The following is a 25,215-nucleotide window of genomic DNA, read 5'->3' on the forward strand; positions in this document are numbered from 1 at the left end:
CCGCGTCCGTGACGGACGCCACGGTGGGGAGCGCCACGGGCGCCGCCGGAGGCGACGGGGGTGCTTCCGGCGGCACCGGGGTGCCGGGTCCGTCGTCAGGAGGCGTCGCCTTCTCCAAGCCCCCGGGGGCTTCGGGGGCGGACGGTACGGGCGGCACCGCGGGTGCCGCCGGCGCTTCGGGCGCTTCCGGCGGGGACGCCTCGTCCGGTGACGGCTTCGGGGACGACGACGGCGACGGCTCGGGCAATACCCGACGCAAGGCGCAGCGGTCGTTCTGGAAGGAGCTGCCGATCCTGATCGGCATCGCCCTGGTCCTGGCGCTGATCATCAAGACCTTCCTGGTCCAGGCGTTCTCCATCCCTTCGGACTCCATGCAGAACACCCTGCAGCGGGGCGACCGGGTGCTGGTGGACAAGCTCACGCCCTGGTTCGGCTCCGAGCCCGAGCGCGGCGAGGTCGTCGTCTTCCACGACCCGGGCGGCTGGCTGGAGGGCGAGCCGACGCCCGAGCCGAATGCGGTGCAGAAGTTCCTCAGCTTCATCGGTCTGATGCCGTCGTCCGAGGAGAAGGACCTGATCAAGCGGACGATCGCGATCGGTGGCGACACCGTGGAGTGCAAGAAGGGCGGCCCCGTCAAGGTCAACGGGAAGCCGCTCGACGAGCCGTACGTCTTCCCCGGTGACACGCCCTGCGACGACCAGCCCTTCGGGCCGTTCAAGGTGCCCGAGGACAAGATCTGGGTGATGGGCGACCACCGCTCCAACTCCCGTGACTCCCGGTACCACACCGAGGACGCGAACGGCGGGTTCGTGCCGGTGGACAAGGTCGTCGGCCGTGCCTTCGTGGTGGCCTGGCCGGTGAACCGCTGGTCGACCCTCCCGATCCCCGACACGTACGACCAGCCGGGCATCAACGACAAGGCGGCGTCCATCGCCGCCTCGTCCGCACCGCTGGTCATGGGCGCCCTGGGCGCCGTGCCGATCGTGCTGTGGCGGCGACGGAGGCTGACCGCAGGGGATACCGCCCGGTAGGGTGCCGTCCCAGGTCACGGGTGCGCGGGCGGGCCGTGCATCGGCGGGGACCTTCGACGTGGGGGCCTGGGATGGGAAAGGGAGCTTCGGAAGACGGCCACGGTCGGCTCGGCAGCGTGCTGTCGGGGCTGGCCGTGGCCGTCGGCTGTGTGCTCTTCCTCGGAGGTTTCGTCTGGGGGGCCGTGGTCTACCAGCCGTACACCGTGCCGACGGACTCGATGGCTCCGTCCGTGGACGTGGGGGACCGGGTGCTGGCGGAGCGGATCGACGGCGCCGAGGTGCGGCGCGGTGACGTCGTGGTCTTCCGGCAGTCCGAGTGGGGCGACATGCCGATGGTGAAGCGCGTCGTCGGGGTCGGCGGCGACACGGTCTCCTGCTGCGGAGCGGACGGCAAGCTCACGGTGAACGGCCGGCAGATCGAGGAATCGTATCTTCGGGCGGACGGGCCGGCGTCGCCCACCCGCTTCACCGCGACCGTTCCCGAGGGGCAGCTCTTCATGCTCGGTGACGACCGGACGTCGTCGCTGGACTCCCGCACCCGCCTGCAGGACGCGGCGCAGGGATCCGTGCCGCGCTCGGCGGTGGAGGCGCGGTTGGACGCGGTGGCGTGGCCGCTGCCGGGGGACATCCTGGAGCGCCCCGAAGGGTTCGAAGCGCTGTCGGGCGGGACCTCAGAGATGGGGCCGGTGAAGCTGCTCCTGGTGTCGGTGGCCACCGGTGCCGCACTGATCTTCGCCGGGGCGGCCTACGGGCCGGTGGCGCGGATGCGCGCACGTCGACGGCGGGGGAGCAGGCGGGGAGAGGTGGCGGCGGATGTCGGGTGACACGGGAGGCGCGGGGAGCGCGGGACGCCCCGGGAGCGCCGACGGCTCTGAGGGGCGCGAGGGCGTTGAGGGGCGCGATGGCTTGGTGGACTTCGAGGGCTTCGTGGGCTTCGGCGGAGAGCTGCGAAAGGCTGCCCGGGTGGTCCTGCTCGACTCCCAGGACCGCATCTTGCTGATGCACGGCAACGAGCCGGGCGACCCGGCCGACCACTGGTGGTTCACACCGGGCGGCGGGCTGGAGGAGGGCGAGACGTGGGCCGAGGCCGCCCTGCGGGAACTGGCCGAGGAGACCGGCGTCACCGAGGTCGAACTGGGTCCGGTCCTGTGGCTGCGTAGGTGTTCCTTTCCCTTCGACGGGCGCCGCTGGGAGCAGGACGAGTGGTACTTCCTGGCCCGCACCGACCAGACGGGCACCGGGCCGCTCGGCCTGACGGAGCTGGAGCGGCGCAGCGTCACGGGGTCGAGGTGGTGGACCTCCGCCGAACTGGCGTCGACGCGTGAGACGGTGTACCCGACCAGGCTCGCCGAGCTGCTGCGCACGCTGCTCGACGAGGGTCCTCCGCCGGTGCCGGTGGTCTTGGCCCCCGAAATCGCCTAGGGGCGGGAGTGACTGGAGCACAATAGGGGGACGCACGGCTGAAGGGGAACATGCCATGAGCGCCGAGGACCTCGAAAAGTACGAGACCGAGATGGAGCTGAAGCTCTACCGGGAGTACCGGGACGTCGTCGGACTGTTCAAGTACGTGATCGAAACCGAGCGTCGCTTCTATCTCACCAATGACTACGAGATGCAGGTCCACTCGGTGCAGGGGGAGGTCTTCTTCGAGGTCTCGATGGCAGATGCGTGGGTCTGGGACATGTATCGCCCGGCCAGGTTCGTGAAGCAGGTACGTGTCCTCACGTTCAAGGACGTGAACATCGAGGAGCTGAACAAGAGCGACCTCGAACTGCCGAGCGGCTGAGTCGGCGGGCGGGCGACACGGGGGCCGGTGGGGTTCGGTGGGGGGAGGGGCGGGTGGAACCGCCCGTTCGGGTGACGAGGTTGTCCACAAACATCGGCTCATCCACCAAGATCCACTTGTGAGTGGCGGTCGCGTCATCGTCGGTACCAGGAGGTGGTGCCGAGATGAACGCGACCGGGGCACTGGGGAAGTACGGCGAGGGACTGGCTGCGCGGCTGCTGGCGGAGTCCGGCATGCAGGTCCTCGCGAGGAACTGGCGGTACGGACGCGCGGGGGAGATCGACATCGTCGCCCGTGACGGCGACACCGTGGTGGTCTGCGAGGTGAAGACGCGCAGGGCGGGCCCCTTCGAGCATCCGATGGAGGCGATGACCCCGGCCCGGCTGGACCGGCTGAGGCGATTGGCCGAGGGCTGGCTTGAGCGGCACGGGGAAGCGCCACCGGGCGGGGTCCGGATCGACCTCGTGGGAGTGGTGGTCCCCCAGCGCGGCGCCCCCGTGCTGGAGCACGCTCGGGGGGTGGCGTGATGGCGTTCGCGCGTGCGTGTTCCGTGGCGCTGGTGGGCGTCGAGGGCGTGGTGGTGGAGGTCCAGGCGGACCTGGAGCCGGGCGTGGCCGCGTTCACGCTGGTCGGGCTGCCGGACAAGAGCCTGGTGGAGAGCCGTGACCGGGTGCGGGCCGCGGTGGTGAACTCCGGTGCCGAATGGCCGCAGCGCAAGCTCACCGTGGGGCTCAGTCCGGCGTCCGTGCCCAAGAGCGGCAGCGGGTTCGACCTGGCGGTGGCCTGTGCCGTCCTCGGGGCGTCCGAGCGGGTCGATCCACGCTCCATCGCGGATCTGGTGCTCATCGGAGAGCTCGGGCTGGACGGCCGGGTGCGGCCGGTGCGCGGGGTGCTCCCGGCGGTGCTGGCCGCCGCCGAGGCCGGGTACAGCCAGGTGGTGGTCCCCGAGCAGACCGTCGGGGAGGCGTCGTTGGTGCCGGGTGTCTCGGTGCTCGGGGTGCGGAGCCTGCGCCAGTTGATCGCAGTGCTGAACGATGAACCGGTGCCGGTGGAAGAGCCCGCTCCGGAAGGTCCGGACCCGATGCTGGCCGGGCTGATGGTGCCCGGGGCGGGGGTCGGGACCGGGCTTGCGGCGGCGCCCGGCGAGGGACCCGACCTCGCGGACGTGGCCGGGCAGCGCATGGCCCGGCTGGCGCTGGAGGTGGCGGCTGCGGGCGGCCATCACCTGCTGCTGACCGGCCCGCCCGGTGCGGGCAAGACGATGCTCGCGGAGCGGCTGGTCGGCGTGCTGCCGGCGCTGACGCGCCAGGAGTCGTTGGAGGTCACCGCGGTGCATTCGGTCGCCGGGATCCTGCCGCCCGGCCAGCCCTTGGTGAGCCGGCCGCCGTACTGCGCGCCGCACCACTCGGCGACGATGCCCTCGCTCGTCGGCGGTGGCAACGGGCTGCCGAGGCCGGGCGCGGTGTCCCTGGCTCATCGCGGAGTGCTCTTCCTTGACGAGGCGCCCGAGTTCGCCAGCAAGGTGCTGGATGCCCTGCGTCAGCCGTTGGAGGCGGGGCACGTGGTGGTGGCCCGTAGTGGGGGAGTGGTCCGGCTCCCGGCCAGGTTCCTGATGGTCCTCGCCGCGAATCCGTGTCCCTGCGGCCAGCACACCGCGCAGGGAGCGGGCTGCGAGTGCCCGCCCTCGGTGATCCGGCGGTACGCGGCCAGGCTTTCCGGTCCCCTGCTCGACCGGGTCGACCTACGGGTCGAGGTCGAGCCGGTGCACCGGCGGGATCTGCTGGCACAGGGCGGTCGGGGCGAGACGAGCGCGGAGGTGGCCGAGCGGATCCGAGTGGCCAGGGAGCGCACCTGCGCCCGGCTCGACGGCACGCCCTGGACGGTCAACGGCGAAGTCCCCGGCCATGAGTTGCGCACCCGCTGGCCCGTCGCACCGGGTGCACTCGCCGCGCCGGAGCGGGACTTGGAGCGCGGCCTGCTCACCGCCCGGGGCCTGGACCGGGTCCTGCGGGTCGCCTGGACCATCGCCGACCTGGCCGGCCGCGACCGCCCCGGGGCGCAGGACGTCGAGTTGGCCCTGGAGCTGCGTACGGGAGTGTCGCGCGGTGCTCCCCTCCCGGTTGGCGCGGGAGGCACCCGATGAGGCGCGGCGCCCTGCAAGTGCCGCGCCCCCAGCGGGCGGCCGGGCCACCGGCTCCTGTCGGTCACCGTCAGTGGTGGCGGCCCGGTTCGAGCCGGGGGCCGGGGGTGGATGCGCGATGACGGCGATCGAGGACCGGGAGCGCATCGCCCGGGCCGCGCTGACCCGGGTGATCGAGCCCGGGGACGAGAGCGGCGGCAGATGGCTCGGCCGCTTCGGGGCGGTGGGGCTGATGGACCGGCTGACCGCGATGGAGGTCGATGAAACGACGCTGCCCGGTGCGTCACAGCGGCGGCTGACCAGCTATCGGACGCGGGCGTCTGCCGCCGACCCGCAGCGGGACCTGGAGGCCATCGCGAAGGTGGGCGGCCGGTTCGTGTGCCCGGGCGACGGCGAGTGGCCGACCCAGCTCGACGACCTCGGGGGCGCCCGCCCGATCGGGCTCTGGGTCAAGGGCGGTGCCCAGCTGCGGACCTGGGCGGTGCGCTCGGTCGCCGTCGTCGGCGCCCGGGCGTGCACGCCCTACGGGGCGCACATGGCGGGGATCCTCGGCAGCGGGCTCGCGGAGCGCGGCTGGGTCGTGGTGTCGGGCGCGGCGTTCGGGATCGACGGCGCCGCCCATCGGGGCGCACTGTCCGCGGGCGGCGCCACCGTCGCCGTACTGGCCTGCGGGGTGGACGTCGCCTACCCGCCGGGCCACGCCGAGCTGATCCGACGCATCGGTGAACAGGGCTTGGTCGTCGGTGAGTTGCCTCCAGGCGGCCATCCGACCCCGCGCCGGTTCATCCTGCGGAACAGAGTCATTGCCGCACTCACCCGCGGCACGGTCGTCGTCGAGGCCGAGTATCGAAGTGGGGCCCTCGCCACCGCCCGGCGCGCAGCGGAGTTGGGGCGGCATGTGATGGGTGTGCCCGGCCCCGTGACCAGCGGGCCCTCGGCCGGTGTGCACGAACTGCTTCGTGGTGAGGGGACGCTGGTCACCGACGCCGACGAGGTGGTCGAACTGGTGGGAGACATAGGTGAGTTGGCGCCGGAGCGTCAGGGTGACGTTCGCCCACGGGACCTCCTCGACCCCGTCAGCGCTCGGGTCCTCGAAGCCTTCCCTGCGCGCGGGGAGGTCGACGCGGCGGGGCTCGCCCGCGACGCCGGCGCCACGACTGATGAAACGCTCGGCAGGCTGTATGAACTACACGCCCTGGGCTTCGTCGAACGGGCGGGCGGGCGTTGGCGATTGGCGCATCGAGTGCAGGGCGGGCCGAAAGCGCGGCGAGGCGATTCTTGATTTGGAGCATTCGGGTGAAAAAGTGATGGGGGCGACCTTTGCGGTGTCCTCCGCCGCGCCGGAAGGACTGGCACGTGTACAGCCGACGACGGTTCCACGGCGCAGATCACGGCCCGCACCGCGCACGAGGCCGCCGCAACCTTCGCCCACCGCGACCACGCAGTCACGCTACGCTCACATTCCCGCCCCAAGACACCCGCCCCTCGTCGAGTTCACCCGCACCGAGTCCCCCTCTTCAGCAGAACGGCTCAAGGCAACGCATGCCCCAGCACACCTCCGGGTCTGATCGCGCGGCAGTGCCATCCCCTGCCCGTGGCACCGCGCGGCCCCCCGCTCCCTCGTCGCTTGAGGAGTTGTGGCAGTCGTACAAGGCCACCGGGGACGAGCGGCTGCGTGAGCAGTTGATCTTGCACTACTCGCCGTTGGTGAAGTACGTCGCGGGCCGGGTCAGCGTCGGGTTGCCGTCGAACGTGGAGCAGGCGGACTTCGTCTCGTCCGGCATCTTCGGACTCATCGACGCCATCGAGAAGTTCGACATCGAGCGGTCCATCAAGTTCGAGACGTACGCCATCACCCGGATCCGGGGCGCGATGATCGACGAACTGCGCGCCCTGGACTGGATCCCGCGCTCGGTGCGTCAGAAGGCGCGCGCCGTCGAGCGGGCGTACGCCACGCTCGAAGCGCAGTTGCGACGCACGCCCACCGAGGGGGAGGTCGCCTCCGAGATGGACGTCAGCATCGAGGAACTGCACTCCGTTTTCAGCCAGTTGTCCCTGGCGAACGTGGTCGCGCTGGAAGAGCTGCTGCACGTCGGCGGCGAGGGCGGCGACCGACTCAGTCTGATGGACACCCTGGAGGACACCGCGGCGGACGACCCGGTCGAGGTGGCCGAGGACCGCGAGCTGCGTCGACTGCTCGCCCGCGCCATCAACACGCTTCCCGAACGTGAGAAGACCGTCGTCACCCTCTACTACTACGAAGGGCTGACGCTCGCGGAGATCGGCAACGTGCTCGGGGTCACCGAGAGCAGGGTCAGTCAGATCCACACCAAGTCCGTGCTCCAGCTGCGGGCGAAGCTCGCTGACGTGGGTCGTTGAGTCGGAAACGACCCTGCCTCTTGCGCGGCATCCGTAAAGTGGAGGGGTGCCCAGGATTCGAGCGGCCTCCGTGGCCGAGCACCGGACCATGCAGCGCGACGCCCTGCTCGACGCCGCGCGCTCCCTGCTGTCCGAGGGCGGCACGGAGGCATTGACCTTCCCCGCCCTCGCGGAACGCACCGGCTTGGCCAGGTCGTCCGTGTACGAGTACTTCCGCTCCCGCGCCGCAGTCGTCGAGGAACTGTGCGCCGTCGACTTCCCCGTCTGGGCGGCGGAGGTCGAGGCCGCCATGGAGCGGGCCGAGACGGCGGAGGACAAGATCGAGGCGTACGTCCGTCGACAGCTCGACCTCGTGGGCGACCGCAGGCACCGGGCCGTGGTCGCGATCTCCGCGGGAGAGCTGGACGACGGGGCCCGGGAGAAGATCCGTGCGGCGCACGGCGGGCTGATCGCCATGATCGTCGAAGCGCTGGGAGAGCTGGGCCACGAGCAGCCCAGGCTCGCAGCCATGCTGCTCCAGGGCGTGGTCGACGCCGCCGTGCGGCGCATCGAGCTCGGCGCGGCGGAGGAGCCCCAGGTGATCGCCGACGCGGCGGTCTCGATGGCGCTGCGCGGCGTACGGGCCTGACGCCCCGGGCCGCCCGGAGCCAGCGACGGGCCGGCGCACGCTCCGGCCACCGGGGGCCGCCGCCCGCGCGGTAGCGCAACGCCCCGTGCGCCAGCGCCGCTGCTGCGCCCAGCAGCAGCCCGTGCAGCGCTCCGCCCCTCCCGGGGCCCGCGTGTGCCACCGCAGCTGCCACGGGCGCGGGAGCAGACGCGGGCGCCCCGGTCAGCGGGAGCAGCCGGGAGGGGCCGCGGCGCACCATCTCGGGCGGCAGCAGCGAGAGCGGATCCAGATACGTGGAGCCCCGCAACAAACCCCAGTGCAGACAACCGGTCGCACAGTGCCACGGCCCCGCCGCCAGGCGCGCGACGACCTCGCCCGCGACCACCTCCGTCCCCACCGGCAGCAGGGCCTCGACCGGCTGGTACGTCACCCGCAGCGGTGGCTCGCCCGCATCGGCGAGGACCAGTGACAGCACGCCCCGCCCGCCGACCCGCCCCGCGAACGAGACCCGCCCTGCGCCCACCGCCCGCACCTGAGCGCCGGGCGCGGCAGCCAGGTCCACGCCCCGGTGCCCGGCTCCGTACGGCGACGAGGGCGGCTCCCAGCCGCGGACGATCCGGGGCCGAGCCGCACCGGGCGGCCCCTCCGACCCCACGGGCCAGCTCCGCTGCACCCGGCGCGCCCCCTCCGACGCCTCCTGCACCTCCTGCCCGCGCGGCAGCACCGATCCGGCCACCCCCGCCCACGCCGCCGCCCCCGAGCGCCCGGGCCCGGGGGCGAGCACCGACGCCAGCGCGAGCAGCAGCGCGACGATCACTTTCCCGTACGGCTCCTTGCCCGGCAGTCCGTACGGCTCCAGCACTCTGCGGTCCATGCCACGACCGTGCCGCACACCCCCGCACCACAGTGGATCATGCCCCGGATCTGTGGATGACCGGCTCGTTGTGGACAACGCCGTCACCCGTCGGTGTCCGGGTCCCGTACACTTCTTCTGGCGATCCGGGCCACCGGGTCGACTTCGCACGCCCCGCCACCAGTCACCCGTCAGGGTCGGTGGCCGCGCCCCTCGGTCCCTCGCGGCAGGCGCGCCGGGGCGTCAGGACACAACCGAGAAACCAAGGAGATACGGCCATGGCCGTCGTCACGATGCGGGAGCTGCTGGAAAGCGGCGTCCACTTCGGTCACCAGACCCGTCGCTGGAACCCGAAGATGAAGCGCTTCATCTTCACCGAGCGCAACGGCATCTACATCATCGACCTGCTCCAGTCGCTGTCGTACATCGACCGCGCCTACGAGTTCGTCAAGGAGACCGTCGCGCACGGCGGCTCCATCATGTTCGTCGGCACGAAGAAGCAGGCCCAGGAGGCCATCGCCGAGCAGGCGACGCGCGTGGGCATGCCGTACGTCAACCAGCGTTGGCTCGGCGGCATGCTGACCAACTTCTCCACCGTCTACAAGCGGCTGCAGCGCCTCAAGGAGCTGGAGCAGATCGACTTCGAGGACGTGGCCGCCTCCGGCCTGACCAAGAAGGAGCTCCTGGTCCTCTCCCGCGAGAAGGCCAAGCTGGAGAAGACCCTGGGCGGTATCCGCGAGATGCAGAAGGTGCCCAGCGCCGTCTGGATCGTGGACACCAAGAAGGAGCACATCGCGGTCGGCGAGGCCCGCAAGCTCAACATCCCGGTCGTCGCGATCCTCGACACCAACTGCGACCCGGACGAGGTCGACTACAAGATCCCCGGCAACGACGACGCGATCCGTTCCGTCACGCTGCTCACCCGCGTGATCGCCGACGCCGTCGCCGAGGGCCTCATCGCCCGCTCCGGCGTCGCCACCGGTGACTCCAAGCCGGGCGAGAAGGCCGCCGGCGAGCCGCTCGCCGAGTGGGAGCGCGACCTCCTTGAGGGCGAGAAGAAGGCCGACGACGCCGAGGCCGACAAGCCCGCCGAGGGCGAGAAGCCCGCGGAGGCCCCCGCCGCCGCCGAGGCCGAGGCTGAGGCCGAGAAGCCGGCCGCGGACGCCGAGCAGGGCTGACACCGCCCGGCTGAGCCGAGCGGGTGAGGACGGCGGGGGACGGTGTCACCGACACCGCCCCCCGCCGCCCGCCCGTAGATTCCGTCACCGGATCGTCACCGGGTCCACGGACGATCTCCGGATCCGGTCTCGACTTCGATCGACTTCCGACTTTCGAGAAAAGACTCAAGGACATGGCGAACTACACCGCCGCTGACGTCAAGAAGCTCCGCGAGCTCACCGGCGCCGGCATGATGGACTGCAAGAAGGCGCTGGACGAGGCCGACGGCAACGTCGACAAGGCCGTCGAGCTGCTGCGCGTCAAGGGCCAGAAGGGCGTCGCCAAGCGCGAGGGCCGCAGCGCGGAGAACGGCGCCGTCGTCTCCCTCATCTCGGACGACAAGACCTCCGGCGTCCTGCTGGAGCTGAAGTGCGAGACGGACTTCGTCGCCAAGGGCGAGAAGTTCATGGCCGTCGCCAACGCCCTGGCCGCGCACGTCGCCGCGACCTCCCCGGCCGACCTGGAGGCCCTGCTCGCCTCCGAGATCGAGGCCGGCAAGACCGTCCAGGCGTACGTCGACGAGGCCAACGCCAACCTCGGCGAGAAGATCGTCCTCGACCGCTTCGCGCAGTTCTCCGGTGCGTACGTCGGCGTCTACATGCACCGCACCATGCCCGACCTGCCGCCGCAGGTCGGCGTCCTGGTCGAGCTGAGCGCCGAGAACGCCGAGGTCGCCAAGGACGTCGCGCAGCACATCGCCGCCTTCGCGCCGAAGTACCTCACCCGTGACGACGTTCCGGCCGACGTCGTCGAGAACGAGCGCCGCGTCGCCGAGGCCACCTCGCGCGAGGAGGGCAAGCCCGAGGCCGCCCTCCCGAAGATCGTCGAGGGTCGCGTCAACGGCTTCTTCAAGGAGGTCACCCTCCTCGACCAGCCGTTCGCGAAGGACAACAAGAAGTCCGTGAAGAAGGTTCTCGACGAGGCCGGTGTCGAGCTGAAGCGCTTTGCGCGCATCCGCGTCGGCGCCTGATCAGCCACCCAGGGAACGCGAGTACTCGCGTACGCGGGCCGAGAGGACGGCTGCGCGGGTACGCCGAGTACGCGATCGATCCGGGAGCCCGCTAGGGTTTCCCACGCAGTCATCGGCCGCGTGGGCCCCGGGCGCCACCACCGCGCCCGGAGGGCCGGAACGACCGCAGATGTGACGAGGAGGCCATTGCCGACAGGGACACCAGTACCCACGGCGATGGCCTTCCTCGTATGTGCACGAGGAGAACTCCATGAACAAGGGCGTGGACGCCAATCTGGCAGCCGGCGACAACACAGACCACGACGGGAAGCACGACGTGACCAAGCCCAACGCCAAGGCCGGTGCCGGACGCTTCATGCTGAAGCTCTCGGGAGAGGCGTTCTCCGGCGGCGGGGGCCTCGGCGTGGACCCCGACGTCGTGCACGCCATCGCCCGTGAGATCGCCGCGGTCGTCCGCAACGGCGCGCAGATCGCGATCGTCATCGGCGGCGGCAACTTCTTCCGCGGGGCGGAGCTCCAGGTGCGCGGCATGGACCGGGCCCGCTCCGACTACATGGGCATGCTCGGAACGGTGATGAACTGCCTCGCCCTCCAGGACTTCCTGGAGAAGGAGGGCATCGACTCGCGCGTCCAGACCGCCATCACCATGAGCCAGGTCGCGGAGCCCTACATTCCGCTGCGGGCCGTGCGCCATCTGGAGAAGGGCCGCGTCGTCATCTTCGGCGCCGGCATGGGCATGCCGTACTTCTCCACCGACACCACCGCGGCCCAGCGCGCACTGGAGATCGACGCCGAGGCCCTGTTGATGGGCAAGAACGGCGTGGACGGGGTGTACGACTCCGACCCCAGGACCAACCCGGCCGCAGTGAAGTACGACGCGCTCGAGTACGGCGAGGTCATCGCCAAGGACCTCAAGGTCGCCGACGCCACGGCCATCACCCTCTGCCGTGACAACGCCCTGCCGATCCTCGTCTTCGAGCTGTTGGCCGAGGGCAATATCGCGCGGGCCGTACGGGGTGAGAAGATCGGCACGCTCGTGAGCGACAAGGGCACCCGGTCCTGAACCGGGGGGTGTCCCGGGCGTCCGGTGAAACGGATGCCCGAGGATGTCCGGGGATAGACAAAGCCCTGCCGGTCGGACACCGTGCAGGGAAGACGCGACACAGGTTCCGCCCGACCGGGCAGTTGTCAGCCGGGCCTACTCAAGACACGCAGGAGCAAGTGGTGATCGAAGAGACCCTCCTCGAAGCAGAGGAGAAAATGGAGAAGGCTGTCCTGGTCGCCAAGGATGACTTCGCCGCGATCCGCACCGGGCGTGCGCACCCGGCGATGTTCAACAAGATCGTGGCCGACTACTACGGTGCGCTGACCCCGATCAACCAGCTGGCCTCGTTCTCGGTGCCCGAGCCGCGCATGGCCGTGGTCACGCCGTTCGACAAGTCCGCGCTGCGCAACATCGAGCAGGCGATCCGCGACTCCGACCTCGGGGTCAACCCGAGCAACGACGGCAACATCATCCGTGTGGTCTTCCCGGAGCTGACCGAGGAGCGCCGCCGGGAGTACATCAAGGTCGCCAAGGGCAAGACTGAGGACGCCAAGATCTCGATCCGCGCCGTGCGCCGCAAGGCCAAGGAGACCATCGACAAGTTCGTCAAGGACGGCGAGGTCGGCGAGGACGAGGGACGCCGCGCCGAGAAGGAGCTCGACGACACCACCGCCAAGTACGTGGCGCAGGTCGACGAGCTGCTCAAGCACAAGGAAGCCGAGCTGCTCGAAGTCTGATGAACGACGCTTCCTGGGGGGCCCCGCAGAGGGCCAACTACGTCGGAGGGTGGCGTCCGCACGACCAGGGCCCTGCCTCGGCGGGTCCCGCCTACGATGGGCATGAGGCACAGCAGACTCGGCCCATGCCCATCGTGCCGGACTTCCCCGACGCAGGTAGAGACGCAGGCGGTCCCGGCGACCGCGACCACAGGGACGACAGCGATCGGGAGCCCCCCCGACTGAGCGGTCCGCTGTTCCGTGACGAGGTTCCGCGGGAGCCGGCGCCCGGCGCCGGTGGACCGCCTCCGGCACCGGAGTCGTCGCACAGACGCCGTTCGGGCGGCCCTTCCGGTCCGAAGGACCCGAAGGGGCGGGACGGACGCGCGGGGCACGGGGGGTCTTCGGCTGCGGGCTCGACGGAGCCGGCCGCGCACTCCGCCGAGCACCAGCAGCCCTCCGGCCGGTCGGCGGCGCGTCAAGCTGCCCGGCAAACGGCGGAGAGCGGTGGGAAGAAGCGCGCCGGCCGCGACCTGCGGGCGGCCATAGGGGTCGGCGTCGGCCTCGGTGCGGTGATCATCGCTTCGCTCTTCTTCGTCAAGGCCGTCTTCGTCGGCGTGGTCGTGATCGCGGTCGTGGTCGGCCTGTGGGAGCTCACCTCACGGCTGGCGGAGCGCAAGGAGATCAAGGCCCCGCTGGTGCCGCTCGCCGTCGGCGGTGCGGCGATGGTGGTGGCCGGGTACGTGCGCGGCGCGGAGGGCGCCTGGGTCGCCACGGCGCTCACGGCCCTCGCCGTGCTGGTGTGGCGGATGACGGAACCGCCCGAGGGGTATCTGAAGGACGTCACGGCGGGGGTCTTCGCCGTGTTCTACGTGCCCTTCCTGGCGACCTTCGTCACCATGATGCTCACGGCCGACGACGGCGCCTGGCGCGTGCTCACGTTCCTGCTGCTCACGGTGGTCAGCGACACCGGCGCGTACGCGGTCGGCTGGCGCTTCGGCAAGCGCAAGCTCGCTCCGCGGATCAGCCCGGGGAAGACCCGCGAGGGGCTGTTCGGGGCGGTGGGCTTCGCCATGGTGGCGGGCGCGCTGTGCATGCAGTTCATGATCGACGACGGCACCTGGTGGCAGGGCCTGCTGCTGGGTCTCGCGGTGGCGGTCAGCGCGACGCTGGGAGACCTCGGCGAGTCGATGATCAAGCGTGACCTCGGCATCAAGGACATGGGCACGCTGCTGCCGGGACACGGCGGCATCATGGACCGGCTGGACTCGCTGTTGCCGACCGCGCCGGTGGTGTGGTTGTTGTTCGTGGTGTTCGTAGGAAGCGGCTGACCTGCGGCTTCACGGTGAAGGGCTTGCTATCCACAGGATGGCGAGCCCTTCGTCGTATCTCTGCGACACTGGATGGACCATGCCCAAGCCCGGAGAACTCACATTCATCGCGCCCCGCGGAGCCAAGAAGCCCCCGAGGCACCTCGCCGACCTCTCGCCCGCCGAGCGGAAGGACGCCGTCGCCGCGATCGGCGAGAAGCCCTTCCGCGCCAAGCAGCTCTCGCAGCACTACTTCGCCCGGTACGCGCACGACCCGGCGCAGTGGACGGACATCCCCGCCGCCGCGCGGGAGAAGCTGGCCTCGGAGCTGCTGCCCGATCTGATGTCGGTGGTGCGGCACATCTCCTGCGACGAGGACACCACCCGCAAGACCCTGTGGCGGCTGCACGACGGCACGCTCGTGGAGTCCGTGCTGATGCGCTATCCCGACCGGGTGACGATGTGCATCTCGTCCCAGGCCGGCTGCGGGATGAACTGCCCGTTCTGCGCCACCGGCCAGGCCGGGCTCGACCGCAACCTGTCGACCGCGGAGATCGTGCACCAGATCGTGGACGGGATGCGGGCGCTGCGCGACGGCGAGGTGCCCGGCGGCCCCGCCCGGCTGTCGAACATCGTCTTCATGGGCATGGGCGAGCCGCTGGCGAACTACAAGCGGGTGGTGGGCGCGATCCGTCGGCTCACCGACCCCGAGCCCGACGGCCTCGGACTGTCCCAGCGCGGGATCACGGTCTCCACCGTCGGTCTGGTGCCGGCCATGCTGCGCTTTGCGGACGAGGGCTTCAAGTGCCGGCTCGCGGTGTCGCTGCACGCCCCGGACGACGAGCTGCGCGACACCCTCGTCCCGGTGAACACCCGCTGGAAGGTCCGCGAGGTCCTGGACGCCGCCTGGGAGTACGCGGAGAAGTCGGGCCGGCGCGTCTCCATCGAGTACGCGCTGATCCGCGACATCAATGACCACGCCTGGCGCGGTGACCTGCTGGGTCGGCTACTCAAGGGCCGGCGCGTCCATGTGAACCTGATTCCGCTGAACCCGACGCCGGGGTCGAAGTGGACCGCGTCGCGGCCGGAGGACGAGCGGGCGTTCGTGGCGGCGATCGCGGCGCACGGGGTCCCGGTCACGGTGCGGGACACCCGGGGGCAGGAGATCGACGGCGCGTGCGGACAGCTCGCCGCGTCCGAGCGCTGACGGCGGAGCAGTACGCGGGCGGGCCGCGGGTCGCGGTGGGGCCGGGTGGACGGGGGATGGGGGATGGGCACCCACCCCTGCCGCCCACCGCTGCTGACCTTGTAGTCTGACCCGTACATCTACATAAATCCGACAGGGGAGCGCCACAGCGCTGAGAGTGCGGTACCCATCAGACCGCAGACCCTCTGAACCTCGCCCAGGTCATTCTGGGTAGGAAGTTCGGTCACCACTCAAGCTGTTGCGCCCTGCCCGGGTCCTCGACGACACCGGGCCGGGCCGCGTCTCTTCCTGGCCACCCCCAGGAGGAATCGATCCGTGAGCAGTATCAGGAAGAAGACGGCCGCCGCGCTGGCCGCGGCGCTCGGCGTGAGCGTGCTCGCCGCCTGCGGCGGGGAGTCCTCCGGTGACTCCGGCGCCAAGGACGGCGACGGCAAGGGCTCGAAGACGGTCACGCTGGTGAGCCACGACTCGTTCGCCGCCTCCGAAGCCGTGCTCAAGGAGTTCACCCGGCAGACCGGCTACACCGTCAAGGTGCTCAAGAGCGGGGACACCGCCGTCGCGCTCAACAAGGAGATCCTGACGAAGGGTTCCCCGCAGGGCGACGTGTTCTTCGGCGTCGACAACACCCTGCTGTCCCGCGCACTCGACAACGGCATCTTCACCCCCCACCAGGCCAAGGGCCTCGACCAGGTACCGGCGGCGGTGCAGCTCGACAAGGGCGAGCACCGGGTCACCCCGATCGACACCGGCGACATCTGTGTCAACTACGACAAGAAGTACTTCGCCGACAAGAAGCTCGCGCCGCCGCAGACCTTCGAGGACCTGGCCAAGCCCGAGTACAAGAACCTGCTCGTCGTGGAGAACGCGGCCACGTCGTCCCCGGGCCTCGGCTTCGTCCTCGGCACCGTCGCGCACTTCGGCGAGGACGGCTGGCAGGACTACTGGAAGCAGCTCAAGGGCAACGGCGTCAAGGTCGTCGACGGCTGGGAGCAGGCGTACAACGAGGAGTTCTCCGGGTCCGCCGGTGGCAAGAAGGCCAAGGCCGACCGGCCGTTGGTGGTCTCGTACGCCTCCAGCCCGCCCGTCGAGGTGCTGTTCGCCGAGCCGCAGCCGGCGGAGGCGCCCACCGGCGTCGCCACCGGAACCTGCTTCCGGCAGGTCGAGTTCGCCGGGCTGCTCAAGGGCGCGAAGAACGAGGCCGGCGGAAAGGCGCTGCTGGACTTCATGGTCTCCAAGACGTTCCAGGAGGACATGCCGCTGAACATGTTCGTCAATCCGGTGGTCAGCGGGGCGAAGCTGCCCGAGCTGTTCACCCGGCACGGCGCGGTGGTCGAGAAGCCGGCGACGCTGGCGCCCGACACCATCTCCAAGAACCGTGAGCAGTGGGTTCAGACGTGGTCCTCGCTCGTGGTGAAGTAGCCGGGCCCGCGGCGGGGCGCCGCGGCCGGGCACCCCGCACGGGGAACGCGACACGGCTCGCCCTGATGGCGCTGCCCGTCGCGTTCTTCGGCGTCTTCTTCGCGTACCCCGTGGCCGCGATCGTCGGCCGCGGGCTGCGGGACGGCGGGAGTTGGCAGTTCGGGCGCATCGGCGAGGTGCTGGGCCGCCCGGACGTCCTCGACGTCCTGTGGTTCACCACCTGGCAGGCGCTCGCCTCGACCGCGCTCACCCTGCTCGTCGCGTTGCCGGGGGCGTACGTCACGGCCCGCTACGACTTCCCGGGCAAGGGGCTGCTGCGGGCCGCGGTGACCGTGCCGTTCGTGTTGCCGACCGTCGTCGTCGGCACCGCCTTCCTGGCGCTGCTGGGCCGCGGCGGACTGCTCGACGAGGCGTGGGGGATCCGGCTCGACACCACCGTGTGGGCGATCCTGCTCGCCCACGTCTTCTTCAACTACGCCGTGGTGGTGCGGACCGTGGGCGGGCTGTGGGCGCAGCTCGACCCGCGCCAGGAGGAAGCGGCGCGGGTCCTGGGCGCGGGCCGCTTCGCCGCCTGGCGCACGATCACGCTTCCGGCGCTCGCGCCGTCCCTGGCCGCCGCGGCGCTGATGGTCTTCCTCTTCACCTTCACCTCCTTCGGCGTCGTCCAGATCCTGGGCGGCCCCGGCTTCGCCACCCTGGAAGTGGAGATCTACCGGCAGACCGCGCAGCTGCTGGACCTGCGGACGGCCGCCGTCCTGACCCTGGTGCAGTTCGCCGCGGTCGGCGCTGTGCTGGGCGTCCACGCGTGGACGGTGCGGCGCCGGGAGAGCGCACTGACGCTGGTGGACCCTGCCTCCACCGCGCGCCGGCCGCGCGGGGTGCGCCAGTGGGCGCTGCTCGGCGGGGTGCTGACCACGGTCGCCCTGCTGGTGCTGGTGCCGCTGGGCGTGCTGGTGGAGCGGTCCCTGTCCACCCCCGACGGCTACGGCTTCGACTACTACCGGGCGCTCGGGTCGCTCGACGCGAGCGGGGGCGCCTTCCTCGTACCACCGGTGCACGCCGTGGCGAACTCGCTGAAGTACGCGCTGGCCGCGACCGCGATCGCGGTCGTCGTGGGCGGACTCGCGGCGGCGGCGCTGGCGCGGCGGCCCGGGCCCGAGGGGCGGGAGCGCGGGGCGGGGCGGCTGATCCGCGGCTTCGACGCGCTGCTGATGCTGCCGCTCGGGGTCTCGGCGGTGACGGTGGGCTTCGGCTTCCTGATCACCCTCGACGAGCCGCCGCTGGACCTGCGGGCCTCGTGGATCCTGGTGCCGCTGGCGCAGGCGCTGGTCGGCGTGCCCTTCGTGGTGCGCACGATGCTGCCGGTGCTGCGGGCGGTCGACGGGCGGCTGCGGGAGGCGGCGGCTGTCCTCGGGGCCTCGCCGCTGCGGGTGTGGCGGGAGGTGGACCTGCCGTTGGTGCGGCGGGCGCTGCTGATCGCCGCGGGCTTCGCGTTCGCGGTGTCGCTCGGGGAGTTCGGCGCGACCGTGTTCATCGCCAGGCCCGACAACCCGACCCTGCCGGTCGCCGTCGCCAGACTCCTGGGGCGGCCCGGCGAGCTCAACTACGGGCAGGCGATGGCCCTGAGCACGATCCTGATGGTGGTGTGCGCGGGCGCGCTGCTGTTGCTTGAGCGGATCCGCCTGCGCACGACCAACGGCTCGACCGGGGAGTTCTGATGCTGGTACTCGACGACGTGACCGTACGCTTCGGGGCGCGGGCGGCGCTCGACGGCGTGGACCTGAGCGTCGCCGACCACGAGGTGGTCTGCGTGCTGGGGCCCAGCGGCAGCGGGAAGTCCACCCTGCTGCGGGTGGTCGCTGGGTTGCAGCGGGCGGACGGCGGCCGGGTGTTGCTCGCCGACGCGGACCAGGCGGGCGTACCGGTGCACCGGCGCGGCGTGGGGCTGATGTTCCAGGACCACCAGCTCTTCCCCCAGCACGACGTGGGCGGGAACGTCTCCTTCGGGCTGCGGATGCGGGGCGACGGCCGGGAGGCGCGCGGGCTGCGCGTCGCCGAGCTGTTGGAACTCGTCGGGCTGCCCGGTGCCGAGCGACGCGCGGTCAGCTCGCTCTCCGGGGGCGAGCAGCAGCGGGTCGCGCTGGCGCGGGCGCTGGCCCCCGAGCCGCGGCTGTTGATGCTCGACGAGCCGCTGGGCCAGCTCGACCGCGGGCTGCGGGAGCGGCTGGTGGTGGAGTTGCGAGCGCTCTTCGGGCGCCTCGGGACGACCGTGCTGGCGGTCACGCACGACCAGGGTGAGGCGTTCGCGCTCGCCGACCGCGTGGTGATCATGCGGGAGGGACGGATCGCTCAGACGGGTGCGCCGCTGGAGGTCTGGCAGCGGCCCGCCGACGCCTTCGTGGCGCGGTTCCTCGGCTTCGACAACGTGGTCGCCGCCACCGTCAGCGGGGCGGTGGCGGACACGGCGTGGGGCAAGTTGCCGCTGGCGGACCCGGTGCCGGACGGCGAACGCGAGGTGCTGGTGCGGCCGGCGGGGGTGCGGCTGACGGACGCGGCGGAGGGCCTGCGCTGCACGGTGGCGGCGCGGACCTTCCGGGGCGATCGGGTCGCCGTACGGCTGCGGCCGGCGACGGGCCCCGTGCTGGAGGCGGAGGTGCCGTTGCGCGAGGCGCCCGAGGAGCACGCGGAGGTGGGGGTCGTCTTCGCGCCGGAGGACGTGGTCGTACTGGGCTGAGCGCCCGGCCGCGTCCTCCGGACGGTGTCGTCAGCCCCTGAGCGGGGCCACCGCCAGGGTGGCGACGGCCCAGGTCAGGGGGGCGAACACGGCGAGCAGGGACAGTACCCGCAGTGCGGTGGCGGTGCGCAGGGTGCTCGCGGGGGTGCCCAGGCGTCGCAGCTCCTCGCGGGTGGTGGTGCGCAGGGCGCGTGCCTCGGCCGTGGAGACCAGGAGCGTGGCCGTCGTGCAGGCGATCACCAGGGTCGCGCCCAGTCCGGTGAGCGGGCCGAAGGGGCGGGCTCCGCTGTCGGACAGCGTCCAGCCGGCGATCACGGCCGACGCGACCGCGCACAGCACGCCGACCGGGCGACCGATCCGACGGGCCTCCTCCATCAGGACCCGGCCGGCGAGCAGCCGCAGCGCGCTGGGGCGCACCATCTGCAGCAGCCGGCCGCAGAAGTGGGTCAGGGCGGGTCCTGCGACGGCGAGGCCCACCGCGGTGAGGGCCCAGCCCGTGAGGACGCCGGCCGGGTTGGAGCCGAAATCGCCCGGCAGCCGGGGCCCCTCTTCGGACTGTGCGCGCGCCGCGTACGTGCCGATCGCCAGGCCCGCCGCCGTCAGGGCGCACCCCCACGGCAGCCCGCCGGGCGGGACGGTGGGTACGGGGGGCTCTTCGGGCGGGGCGTCGTCGGCCGTCGCGGTGCCGATGCGGGACCGCAGCGTGAGCGCGACGGTGACCGTCGCCGTCAGCGGCACGATCGTCAGCAGGGTGAGCGCCGCTGCGAGCGGCAGCGACGCGTCCGCGGCCAGCATGTCGGCGGCGGCCCCGTCGAACGGGAGGCCCGTCAGATCGCCCCGTAGGTGCAGGAAGACCAGGAGGGCGAGCGTGCTGCCGAGTGCGGCGGACACGGCCGTGCCGGCTGCGGCGAGTGCGGCGAGCCTGCCGGGGCCGAGGCCGGCGGCGGACAGCCCGCTGCGGGGGCGGGTGCTCGGATCCGTACGGGCGACGGCGACGGCGAAGTGCACGGCGGCGGCGAGCGGAACCAGGCACCAGGACAGCCGCAGCACGGACGCCGAGGGGTCGTCGGGGTGGGCGAGCGCATGGGTGAGGGCGCTCAGCAGCAGGAAGCCGACCCCCGCGGATGCGGCTGCGACCAGGAGTCGGCGCAGCACGACCAGAGGGTGGGCGCCTCGGGCTAGACGGAGAGCGAGCACTCGGCCCGGCCTTCCGCATCGACGCTGGCGGAGCCGGTGCGGCGGCCGTCCACCAGGGTGACGGTGCGGTCGGCGAGCGCCGCAACGTCGGGGTCGTAGCTGGCCAGCAGCACCGTGATGCGGTGGGAGCGGGCCGCGGCCAGCACCGTGCGCAGGAGTTGGGCGGCCTCGGCGCTGTGCAGCGTCGCCGTCGGCTCGTCAGCGAAGAGCACGGCGGGCTCGGCGACCAGGGCCCGGGCCGTGGCGGTCCGCTGGCGCTGTGCCTGGGTGAGGGCGTGCGGTCGGCTGCGGGCGACGGGGCCGACGTCGAGGCGTTCCAGCCACTCCAGGGCGGTGGTCTTGGCGGCCCGGTGGGGCACGCCGCGCAGCAGCAGCGGCAGGGCCGCGTTCTCCCAGGCCGTGAGCTCCGGTACGAGGGAGGGTTCGGCGCCGATCCAGGCGAAGTGCTCCTGGCGCAGCCGCTCGCGGTGCAGGGCGGGCAGGGTGTGCACGGGGACGCTGTTGAACCACACCTCGCCCTCGTCGGCGACGAGCTGTCCGGACAGACAGCGCAGCAGGGTGGTCTTGCCGCAGCCGCGGGGGCCCTGGACTGACAGGATCTCGCCCTCCCGCACCCCGAGCGAGACGCCGACGAGTGCGGGGGAGCCCCGGTGGGCGTGGTGGAGCGAACGTGCCCAGAGCACGTCGTTGTCCGGCGGAGCCGCCATGGCGTACACCTCGGTTCTGATCAGATGCGTCGTCTTAGATGCGTCGTCCCCCGGTCATCCCCCGTATGGGGGAACGAGGTTCGGGGCTGATCGGTCACTGGGGGTCCTCCCAGGCCCGCGGGCGGGCAGGGGGAAGGCTAGGCAGCCGGATGCGGGGTGCCGGGAAACACGACGGCCCGGGTGCGCGCCATCCACTCGGATGGGCGCACCCGGGCCGCCGTACGACTCGGCCGAAGGAGCGGTCAGCCGCTCACCGCTCCCTCGCTCGGGCTCAGAGCTTGGTCCACGCCTCGGTGAGGACCGTGCGCAGCACGCCTTCGATCTCGTCGAACGTCGACTGGTCGGCGATCAGCGGCGGCGCGAGCTGGATGACCGGGTCGCCGCGGTCGTCGGCACGGCAGTACAGGCCGTTGTCGAAGAGGGCCTTGGAGAGGAAGCCGTAGAGCACGCGCTCCGTCTCCTCGTCCGTGAAGGTCTCCTTGGTGACCTTGTCCTTCACCAGCTCGATGCCGTAGAAGTAGCCGTTTCCTCGGACGTCGCCGACGATCGGCAGGTCGTACAGCTTCTCCAGCGTGGCCTTGAAGGCGGCCTCGTTGTCGAGGACGTGCTGGTTGAGGCCCTCGCGCTCGAAGATGTCGAGGTTGGCGATGCCGACGGCGGCGGAGACCGGGTGGCCGCCGAAGGTGTAGCCGTGCAGGAAGGTGTTGTCGCCCTGGTAGAACGGCTCGGCGATGCGGTCCGAGACGATGCAGGCGCCGATGGGGGAGTAGCCGGACGTCATGCCCTTGGCACAGGTGATCATGTCCGGGACGTAGCCGAACTTGTCGCAGGCGAAGGTCGTGCCGAGGCGGCCGAAGGCGCAGATGACCTCGTCGGAGACGAGCAGGACGTCGTACTGGTCGCAGATCTCGCGGACCCGCTGGAAGTATCCGGGCGGGGGCGGGAAGCAGCCGCCGGCGTTCTGCACCGGCTCCAGGAAGACCGCGGCGACGGTCTCCGGGCCCTCGAAGAGGATCTCCTGCTCGATCTGGTCGGCGGCCCAGCGGCCGAACGCCTCGGGGTCGTCGCCGTGGATCGGAGCGCGGTAGATGTTGGTGTTCGGCACCTTGTGGGCACCGGGGACCAGCGGCTCGAAGGGGGCCTTGAGCGCGGGCAGACCGGTGATGGACAGGGCTCCCTGCGGGGTGCCGTGGTAGGCGACCGCGCGGGAGATGACCTTGTACTTCGTGTGCTGGCCGCGCAGCTTCCAGTACTGCTTGGCCAGCTTCCAGGCGGTCTCGACGGCCTCGCCGCCGCCGGTGGTGAAGAAGACCTTGTTCAGGTCGCCGGGGGCCTCGTTCGCCAGGCGCTCGGCCAGCTCGACGGCCTTGGGGTGGGCGTAGGACCACACCGGGAAGAAGGCCAGCTCCTGAGCCTGCTTGTAGGCGGTCTCGGCGAGCTCCACGCGGCCGTGTCCGGCGTTCACCACGAAGAGGCCGGCGAGGCCGTCGATGTAGCGCTTGCCCTTGTCGTCGTAGATGTAGGTGCCCTCACCGCGGACGATGGTGGGGACGGGGGCGTTCTCGTACGACGACATGCGGGTGAAGTGCATCCACAGGTGGTCGTAGGCGGTCCTGGACAGGTCGCTGCGGTCCTTGCTCACGGCTATCGGGTTCCCCACATGTAGGTCTGCTTCTTGAGCTTGAGGTAGACGAAGCTCTCGGTGGACCGCACACCGGGGAGTGCACGAATCCGCTTGTTGATCACTTCGAGCAGGTGGTCGTCGTCCTCGCAGACGACCTCCACCATCAGGTCGAAGGAGCCCGCGGTCATCACCACGTACTCGCATTCGGCCATCGCGGTCAGGGCGTCCGCGACGGGGTCGAGGTCGCCCTCGACGCGGATGCCGACCATGGCCTGGCGGCGGAAACCCACGGTGAGCGGGTCCGTCACGGCGACGATCTGCATGACGCCCTGGTCGAGCAGCTTCTGCACGCGCTGGCGCACCGCCGCCTCCGACAGGCCCACGGCCTTGCCGATGGCGGCGTAAGGACGGCGTCCGTCCTCCTGGAGCTGTTCGATGATCGCTAGGGACACGGCGTCGATCGTCGGGGACTGAGTGTTCCCGGCGGTCCCGTTCCTGGAGTCTGCGCTTCGACTGGCCACAAATTCACTGTGCACCGGGACTCCTCCGTCCCGCAAGCCCTAAGCGATGAAATTCGTTGTTGAGGAGCTCAAATCTCACTGAATCCGAAGGTGGGGTGGGTCAGGGCTGACGAAAGCGTCACTGCACGGTTAGGGTGGGGGCGAAGGCTTACCCGTGAGTTCGAGCGTCGTGACCCAGATCCACGACAACCGGCTCGACGTCAGGGCGGACCTTCACCCACACCACGGAGAACAGCCGTCAGACAGGAGGGGTGGCAACAGTGACCACCGAGCTGCGTCGTCTGCGCAACTACATCAACGGGGAGTTCCGGGACGCCGCCGACGGGCGGACGATCGACGTCATCAACCCGGCAACCGGCGAGGCGTACGCCACGTCGCCGCTCTCCGGCCAGGCTGACGTCGACGCGGCCATGGACGCCGCCGAGGCCGCCTTCCCGGCCTGGCGGGACACCACCCCGGCCGAGCGTCAGAAGGTACTGCTCAAGATCGCGGACGCGTTCGAGGAGCGGGCCGAGGACCTGATCGCTGCCGAGTCGGAGAACACCGGCAAGCCGCTGGACCTGGTGCGGACCGAAGAGGTTCCGCCGATGGTGGACCAGATCCGCTTCTTCGCGGGTGCGGCGCGCATGCTGGAGGGCCGCTCCGCCGGTGAGTACATGGACGGCTTCACCTCCATCATCCGCCGGGAGCCGGTGGGCGTCTGCGCGCAGGTCGCCCCGTGGAACTACCCGATGATGATGGCCGTGTGGAAGTTCGCCCCGGCGCTCGCCGCGGGCAACACGGTCGTCCTCAAGCCGTCGGACACCACGCCCGCCTCCACCTTGCTGATCGCCGAGATCATCGGCGCGATCGTGCCCAAGGGCGTCTTCAACGTCATCTGCGGCGACCGTGAGTCCGGGCGCGCGATGGTGGAGCACCCGACGCCCGCGATGGCCTCCATCACCGGCTCCGTGCGCGCCGGCATGCAGGTCGCGGCGTCCGCGGCCAAGGACGTCAAGCGCGTCCACCTGGAGCTCGGCGGAAAGGCTCCGGTCGTCGTCTTCGAGGACACGGACATCGCGAAGGCCGTCGAGGGCATCGCCGAGGCCGGCTACTTCAACGCCGGTCAGGACTGTACGGCCGCCACGCGCGTGCTCGTCCACGAGTCCATCCACGACGAGTTCGTCGCCGCGCTCGCCAAGGTCGCCTCCGAGACGAAGACCGGCGCGCCGGACGAGGAGGACGTGGCCTTCGGCCCGCTGAACAACGCCAACCAACTCGCGCAGGTCACCGGCTTCATCGACCGGCTGCCCGCGCACGCGAAGGTCGAGGCGGGCGGTCAGCGCGTCGGCGACAAGGGCTACTTCTACGCCCCGACCGTGGTCTCCGGTCTGAAGCAGGACGACGAGATCATCCAGAACGAGGTCTTCGGGCCGGTCATCACCGTGCAGTCCTTCACGGACGAGGCCCAGGCGCTGACGTACGCCAACGGCGTCGAGTACGCGCTGGCCTCCTCCGTGTGGACCAAGGACCACGCGCGGGCGATGCGGATGTCCAAGGCGCTGGACTTCGGCTGCGTCTGGATCAACACCCACATCCCGCTGGTCGCGGAGATGCCGCACGGCGGCTTCAAGAAGTCGGGCTACGGCAAGGACCTGTCGGCCTACGGCTTCGACGACTACACGCGCATCAAGCACGTGATGACGTCGCTCGACGGCTGAGCCGCGACCGTCACGCAATGATCGCCCGAGGGGCGCGGACGCCTTGTCCGC

23 protein-coding genes, 1 pseudogene and 1 riboswitch are annotated in these 25,215 nt (G+C 71.2%); of the genes and pseudogenes, 19 read left to right on the top strand and 5 right to left on the bottom strand.

What is annotated here, in order from left to right:
- The first annotated feature begins 8 nt into the window (after positions 1-8).
- From lepB (ABZ842_RS21545) to ABZ842_RS21585, 9 genes are all read left to right on the top strand, one after another.
- Positions 9-1,031 (top strand): signal peptidase I, encoded by a 1,023-nt coding sequence (gene lepB / locus ABZ842_RS21545; protein ID WP_361538757.1) that lies wholly within the window; start codon positions 9-11, stop codon positions 1,029-1,031.
- Positions 1,032-1,102: 71 nt separating this feature from the next.
- On the top strand, positions 1,103-1,855 hold the full coding sequence (lepB, locus tag ABZ842_RS21550; RefSeq protein ID WP_361538759.1) for a signal peptidase I: 753 nt from the start codon (positions 1,103-1,105) through the stop codon (positions 1,853-1,855).
- 82 nt (positions 1,856-1,937) lie between these two features.
- A complete protein-coding gene (locus ABZ842_RS21555; RefSeq protein WP_361538761.1) occupies positions 1,938-2,453 on the top strand; it encodes an NUDIX hydrolase in 516 nt (171 codons plus the stop codon).
- 55 nt (positions 2,454-2,508) lie between these two features.
- A complete protein-coding gene (locus ABZ842_RS21560; RefSeq protein ID WP_003993268.1) occupies positions 2,509-2,817 on the top strand; it encodes a DUF2469 domain-containing protein in 309 nt (102 codons plus the stop codon).
- Between the two features lie 164 nt (positions 2,818-2,981).
- On the top strand, positions 2,982-3,344 hold the full coding sequence (locus ABZ842_RS21565) for a YraN family protein (protein WP_361538763.1): 363 nt from the start codon (positions 2,982-2,984) through the stop codon (positions 3,342-3,344).
- Positions 3,344-4,960, top strand: coding sequence for a YifB family Mg chelatase-like AAA ATPase (locus ABZ842_RS21570; protein WP_361538765.1), 1,617 nt, complete (start codon positions 3,344-3,346; stop codon positions 4,958-4,960). The genes ABZ842_RS21565 and ABZ842_RS21570 overlap by 1 nt, the downstream gene beginning before the upstream one ends.
- 115 nt (positions 4,961-5,075) lie before the next feature.
- Positions 5,076-6,239, top strand: a complete 1,164-nt coding sequence (gene dprA / locus ABZ842_RS21575) for a DNA-processing protein DprA (RefSeq protein WP_361538767.1) — start codon at positions 5,076-5,078, stop codon at positions 6,237-6,239.
- A 260-nt stretch (positions 6,240-6,499) separates the two neighbouring features.
- Complete coding sequence (whiG, locus tag ABZ842_RS21580; protein WP_361538769.1) at positions 6,500-7,336, top strand: RNA polymerase sigma factor WhiG; 837 nt, start codon at positions 6,500-6,502, stop codon at positions 7,334-7,336.
- Positions 7,337-7,406: 70 nt separating this feature from the next.
- Complete coding sequence (locus ABZ842_RS21585) at positions 7,407-7,964, top strand: helix-turn-helix domain-containing protein (RefSeq protein ID WP_361538997.1); 558 nt, start codon at positions 7,407-7,409, stop codon at positions 7,962-7,964.
- A 319-nt stretch (positions 7,965-8,283) separates the two neighbouring features.
- Here the strand turns inward: ABZ842_RS21585 and ABZ842_RS21590 are convergent.
- Positions 8,284-8,817: pseudogene (locus ABZ842_RS21590) on the bottom strand (M23 family metallopeptidase); the annotation flags it as partial.
- Between the two features lie 257 nt (positions 8,818-9,074).
- Between ABZ842_RS21590 and rpsB the strand changes: the two are divergent.
- The 9 genes from rpsB to ABZ842_RS21635 all read left to right on the top strand — a co-directional run bounded on the left by rpsB (position 9,075) and on the right by ABZ842_RS21635 (position 19,415).
- A complete protein-coding gene (gene rpsB, locus ABZ842_RS21595) occupies positions 9,075-9,974 on the top strand; it encodes a 30S ribosomal protein S2 (RefSeq protein ID WP_361538771.1) in 900 nt (299 codons plus the stop codon).
- A 173-nt stretch (positions 9,975-10,147) separates the two neighbouring features.
- The gene (tsf, locus tag ABZ842_RS21600; RefSeq protein ID WP_361538773.1) at positions 10,148-10,984 is read left to right on the top strand and encodes a translation elongation factor Ts; all 837 of its coding nucleotides are present in this window, start codon (positions 10,148-10,150) and stop codon (positions 10,982-10,984) included.
- 250 nt (positions 10,985-11,234) lie between these two features.
- Positions 11,235-12,047 (top strand): UMP kinase, encoded by an 813-nt coding sequence (gene pyrH, locus ABZ842_RS21605; protein WP_361538775.1) that lies wholly within the window; start codon positions 11,235-11,237, stop codon positions 12,045-12,047.
- A gap of 161 nt (positions 12,048-12,208) precedes the next feature.
- Positions 12,209-12,766, top strand: a complete 558-nt coding sequence (gene frr, locus ABZ842_RS21610; RefSeq protein WP_361538777.1) for a ribosome recycling factor — start codon at positions 12,209-12,211, stop codon at positions 12,764-12,766.
- The gene (locus ABZ842_RS21615) at positions 12,766-14,076 is read left to right on the top strand and encodes a phosphatidate cytidylyltransferase (protein WP_361538779.1); all 1,311 of its coding nucleotides are present in this window, start codon (positions 12,766-12,768) and stop codon (positions 14,074-14,076) included. Before frr ends, ABZ842_RS21615 begins: the two co-directional genes overlap by 1 nt.
- Positions 14,077-14,155: 79 nt before the next feature.
- Positions 14,156-15,262, top strand: a complete 1,107-nt coding sequence (rlmN, locus tag ABZ842_RS21620; RefSeq protein WP_361538781.1) for a 23S rRNA (adenine(2503)-C(2))-methyltransferase RlmN — start codon at positions 14,156-14,158, stop codon at positions 15,260-15,262.
- 124 nt (positions 15,263-15,386) lie between these two features.
- A riboswitch (TPP riboswitch) is annotated at positions 15,387-15,497 on the top strand.
- Between the two features lie 80 nt (positions 15,498-15,577).
- Positions 15,578-16,681: a thiamine ABC transporter substrate-binding protein gene (locus ABZ842_RS21625; RefSeq protein WP_361538783.1), complete on the top strand. Its 1,104-nt coding sequence runs from the start codon at positions 15,578-15,580 to the stop codon at positions 16,679-16,681.
- A 65-nt stretch (positions 16,682-16,746) separates the two neighbouring features.
- On the top strand, positions 16,747-18,399 hold the full coding sequence (locus tag ABZ842_RS21630; RefSeq protein WP_361538785.1) for an iron ABC transporter permease: 1,653 nt from the start codon (positions 16,747-16,749) through the stop codon (positions 18,397-18,399).
- The gene (locus tag ABZ842_RS21635; protein ID WP_361538787.1) at positions 18,399-19,415 is read left to right on the top strand and encodes an ABC transporter ATP-binding protein; all 1,017 of its coding nucleotides are present in this window, start codon (positions 18,399-18,401) and stop codon (positions 19,413-19,415) included. Before ABZ842_RS21630 ends, ABZ842_RS21635 begins: the two co-directional genes overlap by 1 nt.
- A 30-nt stretch (positions 19,416-19,445) precedes the next feature.
- Here ABZ842_RS21635 and ABZ842_RS21640 read toward each other — a convergent pair whose 3' ends face one another.
- From ABZ842_RS21640 to ABZ842_RS21655, 4 genes are all read right to left on the bottom strand, one after another.
- Positions 19,446-20,612 (bottom strand): hypothetical protein, encoded by a 1,167-nt coding sequence (locus ABZ842_RS21640; protein ID WP_361538789.1) that lies wholly within the window; start codon positions 20,610-20,612, stop codon positions 19,446-19,448.
- On the bottom strand, positions 20,594-21,319 hold the full coding sequence (locus tag ABZ842_RS21645) for an ATP-binding cassette domain-containing protein (protein ID WP_361538791.1): 726 nt from the start codon (positions 21,317-21,319) through the stop codon (positions 20,594-20,596). Before ABZ842_RS21645 ends, ABZ842_RS21640 begins: the two co-directional genes overlap by 19 nt.
- Positions 21,320-21,590: 271 nt before the next feature.
- Positions 21,591-22,979, bottom strand: coding sequence for an aspartate aminotransferase family protein (locus ABZ842_RS21650; protein WP_361538793.1), 1,389 nt, complete (start codon positions 22,977-22,979; stop codon positions 21,591-21,593).
- Positions 22,964-23,479, bottom strand: a complete 516-nt coding sequence (locus tag ABZ842_RS21655) for an Lrp/AsnC family transcriptional regulator (protein WP_361538794.1) — start codon at positions 23,477-23,479, stop codon at positions 22,964-22,966. Before ABZ842_RS21655 ends, ABZ842_RS21650 begins: the two co-directional genes overlap by 16 nt.
- A gap of 245 nt (positions 23,480-23,724) precedes the next feature.
- Between ABZ842_RS21655 and ABZ842_RS21660 the strand changes: the two genes are divergently transcribed.
- A complete protein-coding gene (locus ABZ842_RS21660; RefSeq protein WP_361539000.1) occupies positions 23,725-25,164 on the top strand; it encodes a gamma-aminobutyraldehyde dehydrogenase in 1,440 nt (479 codons plus the stop codon).
- Positions 25,165-25,215: the final 51 nt, after the last annotated feature.

The sequence above is a fragment of the Streptomyces sp. NPDC047315 genome (genome assembly GCF_040643215.1).
GTDB lineage: Bacteria > Actinomycetota > Actinomycetes > Streptomycetales > Streptomycetaceae > Streptomyces.